The sequence below is a fragment of the Neobacillus cucumis genome (assembly GCF_016908975.1).
GTDB classification, from domain to species: domain Bacteria; phylum Bacillota; class Bacilli; order Bacillales; family Cytobacillaceae; genus Neobacillus; species Neobacillus cucumis.
Genome location: NZ_JAFBEX010000025.1, coordinates 32,192 through 49,720, shown reverse-complemented (window position 1 = coordinate 49,720; position 17,529 = coordinate 32,192). Strand labels below are relative to the sequence as shown.

Annotated in this window: 12 protein-coding genes; 8 read left to right on the top strand and 4 right to left on the bottom strand. The window is 37.9% G+C overall.

Annotation, left to right across the window (positions count from 1 at the left end):
* Positions 1-14: 14 nt before the first annotated feature.
* Positions 15-1,124: a putative bifunctional diguanylate cyclase/phosphodiesterase gene (locus JOC76_RS24495; protein WP_307784768.1), complete on the top strand. Its 1,110-nt coding sequence runs from the start codon at positions 15-17 to the stop codon at positions 1,122-1,124.
* A 736-nt stretch (positions 1,125-1,860) separates the two neighbouring features.
* Here JOC76_RS24495 and JOC76_RS24490 read toward each other — a convergent pair.
* Positions 1,861-2,271, bottom strand: coding sequence for a YidH family protein (locus tag JOC76_RS24490; RefSeq protein ID WP_205181395.1), 411 nt, complete (start codon positions 2,269-2,271; stop codon positions 1,861-1,863).
* A gap of 5 nt (positions 2,272-2,276) precedes the next feature.
* Positions 2,277-3,095, bottom strand: coding sequence for a prolipoprotein diacylglyceryl transferase (gene lgt / locus JOC76_RS24485; protein WP_307784767.1), 819 nt, complete (start codon positions 3,093-3,095; stop codon positions 2,277-2,279).
* Between the two features lie 385 nt (positions 3,096-3,480).
* Between lgt and JOC76_RS24480 the strand changes: the two genes are divergently transcribed.
* From JOC76_RS24480 to JOC76_RS24455, 6 genes are all read left to right on the top strand, one after another.
* Positions 3,481-3,744 (top strand): metal-sensitive transcriptional regulator, encoded by a 264-nt coding sequence (locus JOC76_RS24480; protein ID WP_205181394.1) that lies wholly within the window; start codon positions 3,481-3,483, stop codon positions 3,742-3,744.
* Positions 3,745-3,827: 83 nt separating this feature from the next.
* Positions 3,828-4,055: a sulfurtransferase TusA family protein gene (locus JOC76_RS24475; RefSeq protein WP_205181393.1), complete on the top strand. Its 228-nt coding sequence runs from the start codon at positions 3,828-3,830 to the stop codon at positions 4,053-4,055.
* 66 nt (positions 4,056-4,121) lie between these two features.
* Entirely contained in the window at positions 4,122-4,601 is a 480-nt protein-coding gene (locus tag JOC76_RS24470; RefSeq protein WP_205181392.1) for a DsrE/DsrF/DrsH-like family protein, read from the top strand.
* 139 nt (positions 4,602-4,740) lie between these two features.
* Positions 4,741-5,316 (top strand): sulfurtransferase TusA family protein, encoded by a 576-nt coding sequence (locus tag JOC76_RS24465; RefSeq protein ID WP_205181391.1) that lies wholly within the window; start codon positions 4,741-4,743, stop codon positions 5,314-5,316.
* Between the two features lie 71 nt (positions 5,317-5,387).
* A complete protein-coding gene (locus JOC76_RS24460) occupies positions 5,388-6,515 on the top strand; it encodes an MBL fold metallo-hydrolase (RefSeq protein WP_205181390.1) in 1,128 nt (375 codons plus the stop codon).
* A gap of 54 nt (positions 6,516-6,569) precedes the next feature.
* On the top strand, positions 6,570-7,346 hold the full coding sequence (locus tag JOC76_RS24455) for a sulfite exporter TauE/SafE family protein (protein ID WP_205181389.1): 777 nt from the start codon (positions 6,570-6,572) through the stop codon (positions 7,344-7,346).
* 92 nt (positions 7,347-7,438) lie between these two features.
* Here the strand turns inward: JOC76_RS24455 and JOC76_RS24450 are convergent, their stop codons facing one another.
* Positions 7,439-7,981, bottom strand: coding sequence for an HTH-type transcriptional regulator Hpr (locus tag JOC76_RS24450; RefSeq protein WP_205181388.1), 543 nt, complete (start codon positions 7,979-7,981; stop codon positions 7,439-7,441).
* A 210-nt stretch (positions 7,982-8,191) separates the two neighbouring features.
* On the opposite strand from JOC76_RS24450, the gene JOC76_RS30775 reads away from it, so the two are divergent.
* Entirely contained in the window at positions 8,192-16,312 is an 8,121-nt protein-coding gene (locus JOC76_RS30775; protein WP_307784766.1) for a glycoside hydrolase family 94 protein, read from the top strand.
* 180 nt (positions 16,313-16,492) lie between these two features.
* Here the strand turns inward: JOC76_RS30775 and JOC76_RS24440 are convergent, their stop codons facing one another.
* Positions 16,493-17,383, bottom strand: coding sequence for a LysR family transcriptional regulator (locus JOC76_RS24440; RefSeq protein ID WP_205181387.1), 891 nt, complete (start codon positions 17,381-17,383; stop codon positions 16,493-16,495).
* Between the last annotated feature and the right edge of the window lie 146 nt (positions 17,384-17,529).

Below are 17,529 nucleotides of genomic sequence, written 5' to 3'. Positions count from 1 at the left end.
GCGATTTGAACAAAGTGTACAATGAAGAATTTGAATTAGAAACAAACCTGTCCAGAGCGATTAAAGAAAACGAATTTAAGCTGCATTATCAACCAAAGTTGGATTTACATACGGGTAAACTTTCAGGGGTAGAGGCGTTAATCCGTTGGCAACACCCCGAGAAAGGGATGATCTTTCCATTGGAATTCATTCCGACAGCTGAAAAAACAGGCAGGATCATCGAAATAGGAGACTGGGTTTTACATACCGCTTGCTTACAAAATAAAAAGTGGCAAGATGAGGGGCTCCCTTCTTGGATTATGGCCGTTAATCTATCCGCACAACAATTATACCAACCCAATATAGTTGAAAAGATCCAAAATGTTTTGGATGCCACTGGACTTCCTCCCGAATATCTCGAACTTGAGATTACAGAAAGTATGATGGTAGATGTTCAAAAAGTTCTTCCTATCATAAAGGATTTGAAGCGAATTGGTGTCAGAATCAGCTTGGACGATTTTGGAACAGGGTATAGCTCTCTCTATTATTTGAAAGAATTTCCGATTGATGTTGTAAAGATTGATAAAAGTTTTGTTCGTAATTGTACCTTGTATACGAAAGATTCCACGATCATCAAAGCCATTATTGCTATGGCTCACGAGTTGGGTATGGGTGTCATTGCAGAAGGGGTCGAAACAAAGGAACAATTAATCTTTCTACAACAGCAGCATTGTGATAGGGGTCAAGGTTATTTGTTTAGCGAACCACTATCTGCAAAGAAATTGGTCAAGGTATATAGGTCTGTTGAACAAAAAATCCATAGAGATGGAAAACCAGAAAAAATGGCCACGATGCAACTTGCCATTAACAAGGATGGAGGAACTTTACTCGTAAAAGCCTATATGAATTTAGATAAGGTGCAAAATATCGTGAAGAATCTTTTGGATAAAGACACTCTATCGATTTACGGAAATCGAATCTATGGTCTTAGAGGAACAGCTTTTATCGAAATACATAAAAGAGGCCGTTGTCTGATGGTTCATTCTTCAGAAAAGGGGATTGTTTCCTATTTGCACAAAAAATTAACCGATTCTTTTGAAAATGTAGAGCAAAGCTCCATAGAAGATATTATTAAAATTGAATAAAAGGAAAATGATTTAATCAGTGGTTTATTAAGAATTTTATCATAAAAGAAGCAGGACTTTTTTAGTAATGGGTTCCCTTCAGGGGGAGTTATACCCAAATAAAAAAAGAATCGTAGTCCATTTTGCTTAATCGGAATGGACTATAATCATTGATTTAAAGCCGTTTTAAGGTTTTTTAGTGAAAGATCGCGTTAGTTTCAGTCTTAGAAAGATTAGGTACAATGATTTATTCTCTTGCTGATTGAGGTGCGATTTTATTGTCTAAACCTACTGTTAAAAATTGTGCTATTTTTCAGTTTAAGTTTCTGTTATTATTCATAGTTGATGATCCTGTAGGTATGAGAATTCATAGGCGGAGAATTTCCGGCTAATGTATAAAGACGAAGGTTAAGAAGCAGGTATAAGCGGAGAATTTCCGTTTAACTGCTCTAAATAAGAGCAAATCCTAAGATTTGGATAATATAAACGGAAAAACTTCCTTTATTTTTAAGAAAATAGGAGTATTTCGCAATTTAAGCGGAATTTTTCCGTTTATTTTTCATACAGTGCAATCTACATTCAGTTATAATATCCTTGTAAAGATTGTATGGAAAGAGCATTCAAATGAATTTTATAGTGGATTTAGTAACCTAAATAGATGCGAAATACTGTGTTTTTTTCACAAAACTCCCCATCAAGAGAACCCGTTACTTTTTTAGTTTAGGGCTCTGTAATTTATAAATGTTATATTAGGACTTTAAATCAATCGCCAAACAAACAAATAATAAAGACCAAATACAAGAAAAATAAGTATTAAAGAAACGGATAGGAAAACAACCATTAATTTTGAAAATCTAAATGTCTGATGATTAATTTCGTTACCTTTTTTAAAATACGAAATAGTTGTAATGATTAACGCAATAATTCCAACGACAATAGAAGCTAAACCAATCACTTTGGCTAAGATATCTGCCATATTTATTTTGATTTTAGTAGTTGAAAAATGCAGATTAGTGATTAAGAAACCTACTCCCATTATGGTAATACTTGTTCTAATCCATGCAAGATAGGTTCTTTCATTTGCCAAATGCTGCTGAATATATTTTGAATCAATAGTTTGCTGCTGTATATTTTCTGAATTGATAGATTTTTTGCTAGCTTCATTCATATACCTTATACCTCAGTATTTATATATCGTTCTTTTGAAAATCCTTTCATTCTGCGAACGGTAATTAACAATACACTGGTTAGAATAATTGCAATGGAAATCACCTGTGCCATTCTTAAATGGCTTGTTAACATTAAACTGTCAGTTCTCATTCCCTCAATAAAGAACCTGCCAATTGAATACCAGATAAGATAAGTTAAAAACATCTCGCCACGGCGAAGATTAACTTTTCTTAATGAAATTAGTAGAAAAACTCCAACAAAACTCCATATTGATTCATATAAAAATGTCGGATGATAATATACCCCATTTATATACATTTGGTTAATAATAAATGGTGGGAGATGCAGTTGTTCGAGAAAAGCTCTTGAGACAGGACCTCCATGAGCTTCCTGATTCATGAAATTCCCCCATCTACCTATTGCCTGACCAAGTAATATGCTTGGAGCTGTTATATCAGCAAGCTTCCAAAAGGATATTTTTCTTTTATAAGTAAAAATTATAGCCGTTACAATAGCCCCAATTAAGCCACCATGAATAGCTATACCCCCATGCCAAATTGCGGGGATTTCAGAGATATGATTTTTATAATACCCCCATTCAAATAATACATAATATATTCTCGCAGAAATAATGGCAATTGGTAATGCAAACATGACTAAATCCACGAGGTGGTCTGGCGATAAACCTCTTTTTTTACATTCTATTGTAGCTATAAACAATCCTAATAATGCACCGAAACCAATGATTATTCCGTACCAATGTACGTCTATCGGTCCTAAGTGAAAAGCAATGGGATTTAAAGGTCTAATATTAGTTTGCACAATAAAAAAATCCTCCTTAAATTTTTTAAAACTTCAGGTCAATCTTTATTATAACATCCTTAAACATCTATAAAAGAATTTAAAGAAAAGTTAATATTTCTATACAAAAATGTGATAGAAGTTTTTAGAATGGATTATCGAGGTAGAAATGATACTAAATTTATGAAAAATCTATGAGCAAAAATTAGTCTTTTGAATGGTGAAAAGATGGAGTTTTTTTCAAGGCATACTTTTGAAATCTTGACCATTGACATTATACCTAATGGGGTATATTATGGAACTTGTCAATGACAGTGTTTCCCTGAATAAGGATTATTTTTGCAATTTATTTATCATTAAAAGAAAATTTATCGAAATAGAACTAATTTTTTAAAGGAGGTAAAACATGGATTATAATGATCAAATGAAAAACAGAGTAAAACGCATTGAAGGACAGTTACGAGGAATTTTAAAAATGATGGAAGAAGATAAGGACTGCAAAGAAGTTATCACCCAGTTATCTGCAACTAGGAGTGCAATTGATCGCACTATAGGGGTGATTGTTAGTTCGAATTTAGTGGAGTGTGTTCAGAAAGCGAGTGAGCCTGGGGAAAAGAGCATGGAAGAATTAGTACAAGAAGCTGTTAATTTGCTCGTAAAAAGTCGATAAAAAAGGGTTGACACCCTCTTTTATTTTTACTAACATTAATACCCGTAGGGGTAATGGTATTATAAAATAGGAGGAATGAAACAATGAATATTACAAAAGTAGTTGATGCTAAAGGTTTAGCTTGCCCAATGCCAATTGTTAAAACAAAGAGGGCGATGAATGAACTTGAATCTGGTCAAGTTTTAGAAATCCATACAACGGATAAAGGTGCTAAAAACGACCTTACTGCTTGGGCAAAATCAGGGGGGCATGAACTTTTGAAACATGAAGAAGAAAATAATGTTTTAAAGTTTTGGATTAAAAAAGGATAATTTTTTTTATCAAATAAATACCCATACGGGTATATGTTTATAATAATACTTCTAGGAGGTCACAACATGACAGAAAAGAAAAAGACTACAATTGTTCTCTTTAGTGGAGATTATGATAAAGCAATGGCAGCCTATATCATTGCAAATGGTGCAGCTGCTTATGATCATGAAGTAACGATTTTTCATACGTTTTGGGGATTGAATGCCTTACGTAAAGATGAAAACATTCCGGTGAAAAAAGGATTCATGGAAAAAATGTTTGGCAAGATGATGCCTAGAGGCGCGGATAAAATGGGACTTTCCAAAATGAACTTTGGCGGATTCGGTCCGAAAATGATTAAAGATATTATGAAAAAGCATAACGCGATGTCTTTACCACAATTGATCGAAATGGCTCAAGAGCAGGATGTAAAACTTGTAGCATGTACCATGACAATGGATTTGTTAGGTCTTAAAGAGAAAGAGCTATTAGAATCAATCGAATATGCTGGAGTTGCTGCATATTTAGCAGATGCAGAAGAAGGTAATGTGAATTTGTTTATATAATGGAGGTCTTTACAATGAAACAAATGACAGCAAAAGAGGTTGAAAAATTATTAAACGTAGGAAAGTTGGAAAGGTAAAGTTGAATAAATTTTTTTAACGGAGATAATACCCTTATAGGTATATTGACAGGAGGTCTACCATGAATAACTTAACAGCAAATATGAGTTTAGATGCAAAAGGATTAGCATGTCCGATGCCTATTGTAAAAACAAAAAAGGCAATGAATAACCTAAAGGCAGGTCAAGTATTAGAAATCGAAGCGACAGATAAAGGATCCAAAGCGGACATGAAAGCATGGGCTGAAAGTTCAGGACATCAATATTTGGGGACAATCGAAGAAGGCGAAGTGTTAAAGCATTATCTTCGCAAATCCTCTAATGATGAATCCAATGAAAAAAAGCACCCGAAAGTTATCAATAATGAAGAATTAGAGAATAAGCTTGAAGCAAATGATAATATCGTCGTGATTGATGTAAGAGAAGCGGCAGAATTTGCTTTTAATCATATTCCAAACGCGATTTCTATTCCATTAGGTGAATTGGAAGAGAGAATAAATGAATTAAACAAACAAGATGAAATTTATGTAGTTTGCCGCACAGGCAACCGAAGCGATCTTGCAGCACAAAAATTAACGGCAAAGGGATTTACGAATGTTATCAATGTTGTATCCGGTATGAGTCAATGGACTTGGAAAACATCAGGAATCAGTAAATAAAATCTAGATCACCTATTTTTAGATGAATATATTTTTTTAAATAAAATAATACCTTAGGGGGTAAATGAAAGATGACTGTAAATGTAATGACTTCAAATGAGGTTACGAAGAAGGTTTTTGATAAAGAAGAGTTATTTATTCTTGATGTACGTAATGAAACTGATTTTAAGGATTGGAAAATGGAAGGTGAAAACTTTGAGTATTTAAATATTCCTTATTTCGAATTGTTAGATGGTGTAGAAGAAATCATAAATAAAATTCCTACTAATAAAGACATAGTAGTGGTTTGTGCAAAAGAAGGCTCATCGGTAATGGTAGCAGAAATGCTTTCGGATGCAGGGTTAAACGTGTCATACCTTAAAGGAGGTATGAAAGCATGGAGTGAACATTTAGAACCGGTTAAAGTGGGTGACCTAAAGGATGGTGGCGAAATTTATCAGTTTGTTCGAATTGGTAAAGGCTGTTTATCCTACATGGTGGTGTCAAACGGTGAAGCAGCACTGATTGATGCAACACGTATGACGGATATCTATCTTGATTTTGCTGAAAGTATCGGTGTCAAAATTACTCATGTATTTGATACACACCTTCATGCTGATCATGTTTCTGGCGGGCGTACAATTGCTGAGAAAACTGGAGCAACCTACTGGCTTCCACCAAAGGATGCAACAGAAGTAACCTTTGTTTATCAACCATTAGACGACGGTAATGACGTAACCATCGGCAATACAATTATAAATATTCATGCTTTCTATTCTCCTGGTCACACGCTCGGATCCACATCGTTTGTAGTGGATGAAAAGTTCCTGCTTTCAGGTGATATCCTATTCATTGATTCAATCGGAAGACCGGACCTTGCAGGTATGGCGGAAGACTGGGTTGGAGATTTAAGAGAAACTCTTTATAAACGATACAAAGAATTGTCAGAAGAGCTTATGGTTCTTCCAGCACACTTTATGATTATTGATGAATTAAATGAAGATGGAAGTGTGGCAGAAAAATTAGGGACACTTTTTGCGAAAAATCATGGTCTAAATATTAAAGACGAAAATGAATTCAGAAAAATGCTAACGGAAAACTTGCCACCTCAGCCAAATGCTTATCAAGAGATTCGTCAAACCAATATGGGAAAAATTAACCCAGACATTGATCAACAACGAGAGATGGAGATTGGACCAAATCGTTGTGCGGTACGATAAAGGGATTGAAAATATCGGGAATCAATAAGGTTCCCTTTTTAAAAGGAGGATATCATGGATATCAGCTTAATGATTACGATCTTCCTAATGGGGTTTGTTGGCTCTTTTATTTCTGGAATGTTAGGGATAGGTGGAGCTATCATCAACTATCCGATGTTGTTGTATATTCCAGTCATGCTTAGTGTGGGTCATTTTACAGCACATGAAGTTACTGGTATTACAGCTATCCAAGTGTTTTTTGCAACAATTGGTGGTGTTTTGGCTTACCGGAAAGGTGGTTATTTAAATAAAACACTCATTGCATTCATGGGTATAAGTATTTTAATTGGAAGTTTTATTGGGGGGGTTGGATCCACTCACATGCCAGAAAGTGGAATTAACATTGTATATGGTATCTTAGCGTTGATAGCTGTTATCATGATGTTTGTACCTAAGAGAGGAATTGATCATATTCCGTTGGAACAAATCAAGTTTAATAAATGGCTTGCAGCACTACTATCTTTTATCGTGGGGATTGGGGCAGGTATTGTAGGGGCCGGAGGAGCATTTCTGTTAGTGCCGATTATGCTGGTTGTGTTAAAGATTCCTACTAGGATGACGATTGCCTCTTCTTTAGCCATTACCCTTATTTCATCGATTGGCGCTGTTTCCGGAAAAATAGCAACAGGACAAGTACCAATTTTACCTTCAATTATCATGGTTGTGGCTAGTTTAATGGCTTCACCCATAGGAGCAACAGCAGGGAAGAGGGTTAACACTAATGTGTTACAAGTCATTATGGGGATCTTAATTTTGGTTACTGCAGTGAAGACATGGATAGGAATATTATAAACTTAGGGCATTATTTATAGAGATTTTATAATTTAAAAAGCAATTTCTAAGAAGTACTTTGTTACTTAGAAATTGCTTTTTTCGTTTTTTAATCATTCCTTCCAAATAAGCGAATCTTTTTCAATGTTATCGAAAGAGTATTCAAAAACTTCCATAAAGTCATCACCATATATACTACGAACAATGGCTGACATTTCAATAAATTCAGGGAATTTTCCGTATAATTCGTGTAATGGTAATGCTCCTTTAAATACGGAATTTTGTAACGGCTCATAATTTTTGAAAATGGTTAAAAGCAATTCTTCCCCTTTTTTCGTTAATTGAATATATGTGTTTCTCATATCATTTTCTTTTTTAGAGAATTGCAAGTATCCTTGGTTTTCCAACTTTTTTGAGAAATTAAAAGCTGTTGATACGTGCATGACTCCAAGTTTGGCAATTTCTGAAATGGGAGCGTCTTTTAAATAATAGGTAATCCATAAAATATGGTGTTCATTAATGTTAAGGTCATATGGCTTTATCCATTGCTGCCAATCCTTTTCAATTACTTTCCAGAGCGCTTTACTTAATTGCATCATTCTTTGAGTAAAAAATAGTGATTCCATAATTGTATAATCATTAATCGACCTACTCATATTTCCACCTACTTTTCTGGAGTTATTTTAATTTATTATGGCAGTAAAATGAATATTAATAAAGTTGTAAATATTTCAAATTTTATTATTATTCTATTCATAAAAAGGGAGATCCTCCAAAAAAATAGCTTCCTCCTACTCTTTTTACTTAATTATGATCAATGTATTTGCAAGAAAGAGTGTTAAATCATGTATGAAAATGAGTAGTCCGTGGGAATATTTTCATATGTAACTAAAGAGGGGGAGTCTAGGATTTTAAACAATGAACAATTAAGAGAAAGGGCTTATGCATTTGCCTTAACTCAAGAATTAACTTCAACCAACAGGTTTCCTACAAGAAAATGGGCTGCTTTTCGATCGGATTTAGCAAGTCTCCATGAATTCGCTAAAGACTTAAGAAATACCAAAGTTGAATGTAAGCAACCAGCTGAAGATTGGCTTCTAGATCACATCAACTTTATTGAAATACAAGCACAAGTTGTTTTTAAGGAGCTGCCTCGTGCAACTCTTAAAATATTACCTAAATTGCAGTCCACTGGAATACCAAGAATTTATGCCCTATGCAATGATTATCTCGAACACGTGGATGGTCGTTACGATTTGCACTCATTCGAGAGTTACCTCATGTCTTTTCAGGAAGTTTCTGTTCTGAAGGATATAGAATGCTGGACATTGCCAAGTGCCATGCGTGTCATTATTATTAGACGGTTATCCGAGGTGATGCGGGAAGTACGAAAAAGACACGATGCATGTCACTCAATTCTGTCCTTAATAGAGCAAATAGGCTCCAGAAATATGTCAGATACGAAAATACGTTCTTTATTAGAGCAGGAAACACGCAATGAACCATTAAATCCAATCAAAATTGTCCATTTCGTCCAACATTTGAGTGAAAGAGAGCCAAATATACGGATCGTTCACGATTGGCTTTCAGCTCATGTAGAAAATAGTGAATTTAGCCTTGAGCAGATGGTTTCATATGAGCATCAGCTTCAGGCAGAGTTACAGGTGACTTGTGGGAATTTAGTGCAAAGTTTGCACATTTTGGAGCGCTTGCCATGGCGGTTGACATTTTCAAGAGTTTCTTATCTTGAACAAGCTCTTCTCTCTGATTCGAAAAATGACTATAAACGTCTCGATATAGAAAGCCGTGACTTACTTCGTGGACGTATAGTCAAAATTGCCAATCAACTGAACGTACCGGAAACCCTGGTTGCCGAGACTTCCGTACGACTGGCAGCGTCTTGTCATGAAAACCCGGAACAAACCATGAATAATCCTCGTGGTGCATGCCTTGCTTATTATCTATTTGATCCAAAAGGAATTACCTTCATGCGCAAAGAGCTCTGCAAAGTGGCTCGTCCAAGAGTTTTACCTCAACTTGCCATTCAGAGGCAGCCTTCCATTGCGTATTTTCTAAGCTCAATCTTATTGTTTGCAGGATTGATGCTGCTCACCGGAATATGTGTAGCAAATGGTATGGCAGTTCGGCCTTTATCCTGGTTGGCGATTATTATCGCCTTAATGCTGCCAGTCAGTGATTGGGTAATTGAGATTATCCATGCCGTTATTGGTAAATGCTGCCGACCTACTCCACTTCTGAGATATGACTTTTCGGAACACCTGCCCGATGATGCGGTCACAATGGTGGTTATGCCTGTTATCTGGTCAAGTCTGGAAGAAGTGGATGATGTGGTAAACCAACTATTGATTCATTACCTGGCAAATCGGCAACAGAACATACATTTTGCCATATTAGCCGACTTTTATGATGCAGCTACCGAAACGATGCCAGATGACGAGAAGATAATCGCTTATGCTGGGGAACGAATTAATGAGTTACGAAAAAAATACGGGTCTGAGAAATTTTTTCTATTCCACAGATCTCGTATTTATAATTCGGTTGATCAAAATTATATGGGCTGGGAGCGCAAGCGCGGGAAACTTGTTGAATTCGTTGAGCTTCTTGCAGGAAGTGACCAAACTAGCTACACCACTTGCCTGGGACAAACAGAAATATTGAAAAAAATCCGATATATTTTTACTACTGATTCTGATACACAACTCCCGATTGGTGTAGTGAGCCGCTTAGCGGGTTCCATTCATTTTCCCTTCAATCGGCCAAGGCTTAATGATGAGGGAACTCGTGTTATTGAAGGTTTTGGTTTGCTGCAGCCTCGTATAGGTGTAAGTTATGAATCAACCCAAAATTCAAGATTCGCCTCATTATGGGCTGGGGAACCAGGAATTGATCCATATGCTTTTGCTGTTTCAAATGTTTATCAAGATTTATTTGGTCACGCGATTTTTGTTGGTAAGGGCATTTTTGACGTTGAAGCATTTCGGAAAACATTGGTAAACCGAATTCCAGAAAATTCTGTGCTGAGTCACGATTTACTTGAAGGTGGATTTTTACGCACTGGTTTAACCTCTGACATAGAAGTGGTCGAGTCATATCCAGGCATTTATTACGCTTACGAGCGACGTGCTCATCGATGGATTCGCGGGGACTGGCAGCTAATTAAATGGTTGGGTCTCAGATGCAATGATCAACAAGGTGAAAGCAGAGTTGCTTTGTGCAGTCTAACCCGTTGGCAAATTGTTGATAATTTGCGCCGGAGTCTACGTGCACCTGTCTTCTTAATTATTGCAATACTTGGGTTATTCGCTTTGCCAGGCAGGAGCTGGATTTGGGAAACAATCATAGGGTTAACAGTTTTTCTTCCATTTCTTAGTTCTCTCATTTCAGCAATGTTAGGAAGAAGACTAAACCGAACTCTTTGCATTAGCTTTCTCCAGTGCACTATGCAGTTAATTACCCTGCCATTTACAACAGTACTTTCTTTTGATGCTATTTTACGTACACTTTACCGCATGTTCGTCAGTCGTCGCAATTTACTTGAGTGGATCCCTTCTTCGCAGACAGATCGTGAAGACACTAGGAGACGAGTTTTCCTGTTTGAGCCTGCAGGATACATGGTTATTTTCATATTTGCTTTAATTGCTTGGTTTTCTGGTGGCCTGTTTGAGCGGATATTTGGCACTGCTGCTCTTATTTTTTGGCTTCTAGCTCGCCCTGTCATTACGCAATTAAATCAACCGCCAAAAGCAGAAAGCCGAACATGGATAAATAATGCACATTCTGAACTAAATGAATTAGCTTTTCAAATCTGGTCATTTTATGAAAAATATGTCACGGAGGAAGAGTCTTGGCTGCCGCCTGATAACGTGCAGTACCATCCAAAAGAAATCATTGCCCATAGAACGTCACCTACCAATATTGGCTTATATTTAGCATGTGTGGTTGCTGCCCGTGATTTGGAATTCATCGATACGCCTACCATGTTAAACCGCATCGAATCTTCGCTGAAAACGATTATTCGGCTGGAAAAATGGAATGGGCATTTATTGAATTGGTATGATACCTGTTCAGCTTCGTCGCTGCTCCCTAAATACGTTTCAACAGTTGATTCTGGCAACTTTGTAGGGTATTTAATGGTCGTAGAACAAAGTTTACTTGAGTGGAGCCTACGGGAAATTGATTTTCAAACACGCATAAAGGACATCATCAGTGAAATAGACCAGCTTATTCAACAAACTAATTTCAAAGCACTCTTTAATTCAGATGAACGATTATTCTCTCTCGGATACCATATTGATACCAACCAAAAAGATACGATTCTTTATGATTTATTGGCATCTGAAGCGAGACAAGCAAGCTTTGTAGCCATAGCTTTGGGACAAATACCAGCTTCACATTGGTTTTCACTAGGACGGACGATGACTATTTCCGGGCAGCACAAAACATTGTTATCTTGGTCAGGAACCATGTTTGAGTATTTGATGCCAAGTCTGATTATGCGTTCATACCGCAATACTATATGGGATTCCACTTATCGAGGAGTTGTTCACGCACAGCAAACGTATGCTGATCAATATCAACTGCCCTTTGGAATTTCAGAGAGCGGCTATTATGCTTTCGACTATCAGCTGAATTATCAATACCGCGCTTTTGGTGTCCCTAGACTTGGACTTGATCGTGGTCTAGAACAAAATTTGGTCCTTGCACCATATGCTACGATTATGGCTCTTCCTTATGCGGGTGAAGCTGGTCTTGCAGCATTACGTAAATTTGAAGATTATCGTGCCAAAAGTGAGTTCGGGTATTATGAAGCAGTTGATTTTACTGCCCAAAGACTTTTAAATGGAGACCGATTTCAGGTCGTGCAAAGCTACATGGCTCACCATCAAGGTATGAGTATGCTAACTCTAACCAATTTATTATCGGATGATATTATGATAAGACGTTTCCATTCCGATGCCCGCGTACGCACCTGCAATCTGCTTTTACAGGAGCGCTTACCTGAAAAGGCTGCCCTTATTGAAGAGCCTTTAGGTCTAAATGCAAAGTTCACTTCTTTTGATGAACACTTTGATAATATGGAACGGTCGTTTACAAAACCAACTTTGGTTCCCGAAATAAACGTCTTATCAAACAGCCGAATGACAACTATAAACACAAACAATGGAACAGGGATGATTACATGGAATGGGCTTTCGATTTCAAGATGGCGTGAAGATCCCATTGCAGATACTTCTGGTATGATGATTTACGTTCACGAAATTCCTTCTGAAAAGACATGGAGTATAACTTGTTTCCCTTGTAATAAAATTCAGGATCCAAGTTCCGTATTTCGTCTTGACAAAACTACATATGAGGGTACCTATTGTGATATTTCATCAAAGCTTGAAATAACCATTCCTCCTGATATTGACGCCGAGGTACGACGTCTCCAACTTGTCAATAATAGTACCGAAGAAAAGATACTGGAAGTGACCACGTTTTTAGAATTAGCGCTGGCCAGTCCTCTTGCATTTAGTGCGCATCCGGCATTTAACAAGTTATTTATCGATACAAGCCACGATGCACAAGCACAATGTCTATTGGCAAAGAGACGTACCCGAGAAGATGAAGAGCAAGAGACATGGGCTGTTCATACAGTCTATACTGATGACCCTAATGCTCATGATTACGAATTCGAGACGGATCGTGCTAAGTTTATTGGACGTGGATATTCACTCAAGGAACCATATGCAATATCCTCACGACTTCGTGAACTTGTCGGCTCTGTTGTGGATCCAGCGTTTATCATGAGACGACGCATTCATTTGGCACCACGGCAATCAGCTTCTATCTACATTGTGACAGGTGTGGCCAATAGCCGCGAGAAGGCATTGGATATTGTTCAACAGTTGCGTGAGCCGAATCAGGTAGATCGTACCTTCCATTTAGCTTTAGTACGTTCGCAAATTGATCTTCGGCACCTGCACCTAACACCGAAGCAAGCTTCGGCTGCTCATCGGTTGGCGGGTCGTCTTCTATATACACCGTCCCTCACTCCGATGCGAAGTGAAGCGATTAAACAGAATAGTTTAGGTCAGTCTGCCTTATGGTCGCATGGGATAAGCGGCGACGTGCCCATTGCTATGGTTTCTATCAAGCATTCAGCCGATTTGCCTTTCGTTAGTTTGTTAGCACAACAACACCAGTACTTGTGTCAGCTAGGATTAGAAATTGACTTGGTGGTGCTTGATGAAACCGTTGGTGGCTATCAGGATCAACTCATGAATCGTTTAAGAGATCAACTGGCAGGCCGTGGATTGGGCCAATTAAGACGAATTATTGGTTTAAAGGCTTCACAACTGGACGAGAAAATAGTAACTCTCCTGAAATCTGTAGCACGTGTCTGGCTGCGAGCAGGAGGTCCAAGTTTGAGTGCACAACTAAGCGTGTATGAAAATCCAATAATTTCAGTACAGCAGCAACTTGTTGTAGAACGAAAATGGGATAGGCTGGAACAACCATCCTCTCTTTCTCCTATAGGTGAATTTTTCAATGGTTGGGGAGGTTTCATCGAGGGTGGTAGTGCCTACCAAATGTATGTTCAGAAAAGTTCATATCTGCCCAGACCTTGGAGTAATATACTTGCAAACCCTCGATTTGGTTGTTTAATCACAGATTTCGGTACAGGTTATAGTTGGTGGAACAATTCTCGAGAGTGTAAACTCACACCTTGGACGAATGACCCCGTATTAGATGAACCTGGAGAGTGCCTATATTTGCAGGATCTCGATTCGAAGCGAGTCTGGTCAGCTACCCCAAAACCAGCAGGAGACGAGCTAACTTACAAAGTAACTCATGGCAAGGGATTTAGCCGGTTTGAACAAATGGATGGAGATGTAGTCCACAAGATGGACACGATTGTTCCTTTGAACGATACGCTAAAACTTATCAAGCTAAACCTTAGTAATAGAAGTAATACTCAAAAGCGCATTTCCATTTCCTATTACGCAGAATGGGTTATTGGAGTTATACGTGAAGCCCAGGCCCCTTACATTGTTACGGAATGGGACGAAGATCATAAAGCACTACTTGCGCGTAATGCGTATCAAGAAACATTTCGTAATGCAGTCAGTTTTATGCATATATCCGTTCCCAATTCGTCCAAGAAGGCAGACAATTTGTATTCTTGGACGGGGGATCGCGAAGAATTTATCGGACGTAGCGGCACATATGAGTTCCCTAGTGCTTTTTTAGGAAAGGGGTTATCTAAACGGACAGGGGCTTTCTCAAATTCATGCGGGGTGCTTCAAGCAGTGGTTGAAATACCACCAGATGAGGAAATAACGGTACTGATTTTGTTTGGCTGTGAATCCTCAAAGGACAAGGTATCCTCGCTTATTAAACAATATGGTCGACCATCTGCTTTCGAGGACACGCTTTCAGAAGTTACTCATTACTGGCAGAAGATTCTTGGACAAGTACAGATTAAAACACCCGATCGGGCGATGGACATCATGATGAACGGCTGGCTATTATATCAAACACTTGCCTGCCGATTATGGGCAAGGACCGCATTTTATCAGGCGGGAGGTGCATTTGGGTTCCGTGATCAGCTTCAGGACTCGCTAGCGCTTTTACATGCTGATCCTGAGATTACGAGAAAGCAAATCCTCATTAATGCTGCCCACCAATACCAAGAAGGAGATGTTCAACACTGGTGGCACCAAGAAACCGATAAAGGAATTCGTACGAAATTTTCAGATGATCTACTCTGGTTACCTTATGCTGTATCCCGTTATTTAGAACAAACAGGTGATTACGGCATTCTAAAAGAGATTGTCCCCTACTTGCGGAGCGAGGTTCTTAAAGAGGAGGAACTAGAACGTTATGAAGATACAGTAGTGTCTGAAGAGAAAGGTTCACTGTTAGATCATTGCCTTCGGGCCATTCACCATGCTTTAAAATTTGGTGAACACGGATGCCCGCTCATGGGTATTGGGGACTGGAATGATGGCATGAGTCGTATCGGAGCAAAGGGTCGTGGTGAGAGCATCTGGCTTGGTTGGTTCCTTATCGATATTCTTAACAGATTTTCAAGACTTGACGACGGTATCCTTCCTGATGATAAGGTTGTATATTTTAACAATACTGCCAAACAATTGGAGGAAAACCTTAACCAGCATGCATGGGATGGCAGCTGGTTCCGCCGTGCATATACGGATGCCGGAACATGGATTGGATCAAATAACAACACGGAATGTAAAATAGACGCCATTGCTCAGTCGTGGTCTGTCATCTCGCAGGGAACCTCAATCGACCGTCAGACTCAGGCCATGACTTCGTTTGACCGAGAACTTGTCGATCGTGATTTAAATCTGGCTCGTTTGTTAACCAAACCGTTCGATAAAACAAAACCGAGCCCCGGATACATTCAAGGCTATCCACCTGGAATTCGTGAAAATGGTGGACAATATACACACGGTGTCATATGGGGAATTGTCGCCTGGTCAATGTTAAATCGTCGCGACAAAGCCTTTGAACTATTTTCGATACTCAATCCAATCAACCACACGCTCAACACTCGTGATGTGCTAACATATGAAAATGAACCATATGCGATGTCAGCTGATGTATATACAGCACACCCACATCAAGGCAGAGGCGGCTGGTCATGGTACACAGGGGCGTCTAGTTGGATGTACCAAGCAGGATTAGAATATATATTAGGGGTCAAGCTTCAAGGTGATCAACTATATATTAAACCTTGTGTACCGACAGATTGGGAATCATTCAGTATCGACTATCTATTTGGAAAAACCACGTATTCACTTGTCATTCACTGTAACCACGATTCTGATACTCCAGTAAAATGGATAGTGAACGATAAGGATGCCAGTGATCAACCGTACCTAAAACTTTTAGATGACGGTCAAGTGCATCATGTAAAAGTTTATCTTGCATTACAGCCTTTAAGTACCATAAGTTAAACGATAGGTATAGTAGAGTAGAAAGCAGGAATTAGATTTGCCTTCTTGTCTCCTTGGTTTCAGGGTGTTCCACCCTAGTAAGCCAGACAGGAGGGCATAGAGCTTAAAAAAAGCAGTCCTAAATTACACAAAATTTAGGACTGCCTTTTTTTATTGAATTTTGATTTATAAAATATTTGTTTAGTTATTCATACGAAATTCTTCGATTTTCTGAAGAAACATTTTTATTGCTTTGGAATCATCAGAGTTTTTACTTTGAACATACGAAAAAGGTCTTGTGATTTTTTTGTTTTTTAAAGTGAGATCACGTATCTCATTTGTCTCAATTTCTCTATCAACTGCCCATCGGGATAACAATGCAATTCCTAGCCCTGCTTTGACAGCTTCTTTTACCCCTTGATTACTGCTAAAAACAAAGGAGCGTTTAATGATTAAGCCCAATTCTGAAATAAATTTATCCATATAGGTCCGTGTTCCAGAACCCATTTCTCTAGTAATCCAGATTTGATTCTGCAGCATGTCCTTTTCAATCAGCTTCATTTGAGATAATGGATGGTTTGAAGGTACAACCACACTCATTTCATCTTCCATAAAAGGCTCTATATGAATATCGTGAACATTTGTCTCACCCTCGATTAATCCAATATCAAGTTGATTTGTTCTAACTCCTTCTATAACTTCTTCAGTGTTAGAGATAATGATCTGAACATCTACTAGAGGAAATTGACCTGCGTATTCAGCTAATACTTTAGGAAGGATGTATTCACCAATGGTAAAGCTTGCTCCTACTCTTAATTTTCCTGATACAACATGAAACAAATCATTAATTTCATGTTTTGCTTCTTCAAAGTGTAATAGTATCTGTTTAGCATGCTTATATAGTATTTCCCCAGCTTCCGTAATTTGTACCTGTTTAGGCGAACGATGAATGAGCTTGGTCCCCAGTTCATTTTCTAAATTTCGTATATGTAAGCTTACATTGGGTTGAGATATATGTAAAAGTTCTGCTGCACGAGTAAAGTTTTTTTGTTCAATAACTGTTACGAAAACCTTCATTGTATCTACAATCACTGATTTGATTTCCTCCAATCATTTCAAACTTAGTTAACATCATCTTATCATAAGTTTTTATAATGATTAAGATAGTTAATATATATTTAACTTATTGTTAAGTCTGACGTAAAGTTGATTTATAAAAACATCTCGTATAAGAGAAT

Coding starts and splice junctions, on each gene's coding strand:
- JOC76_RS24470 (WP_205181392.1), top strand. CDS start 4,122: ATGACAGAAAAGAAAAAGACTACAATTGTTCTCTTTAGTGGAGATTAT.
- JOC76_RS24455 (WP_205181389.1), top strand. CDS start 6,570: ATGGATATCAGCTTAATGATTACGATCTTCCTAATGGGGTTTGTTGGC.
- JOC76_RS24480 (WP_205181394.1), top strand. CDS start 3,481: ATGGATTATAATGATCAAATGAAAAACAGAGTAAAACGCATTGAAGGA.
- JOC76_RS24450 (WP_205181388.1), bottom strand. CDS start 7,981: ATGAGTAGGTCGATTAATGATTATACAATTATGGAATCACTATTTTTT.
- JOC76_RS24465 (WP_205181391.1), top strand. CDS start 4,741: ATGAATAACTTAACAGCAAATATGAGTTTAGATGCAAAAGGATTAGCA.
- JOC76_RS24460 (WP_205181390.1), top strand. CDS start 5,388: ATGACTGTAAATGTAATGACTTCAAATGAGGTTACGAAGAAGGTTTTT.
- JOC76_RS24475 (WP_205181393.1), top strand. CDS start 3,828: ATGAATATTACAAAAGTAGTTGATGCTAAAGGTTTAGCTTGCCCAATG.
- JOC76_RS24490 (WP_205181395.1), bottom strand. CDS start 2,271: ATGAATGAAGCTAGCAAAAAATCTATCAATTCAGAAAATATACAGCAG.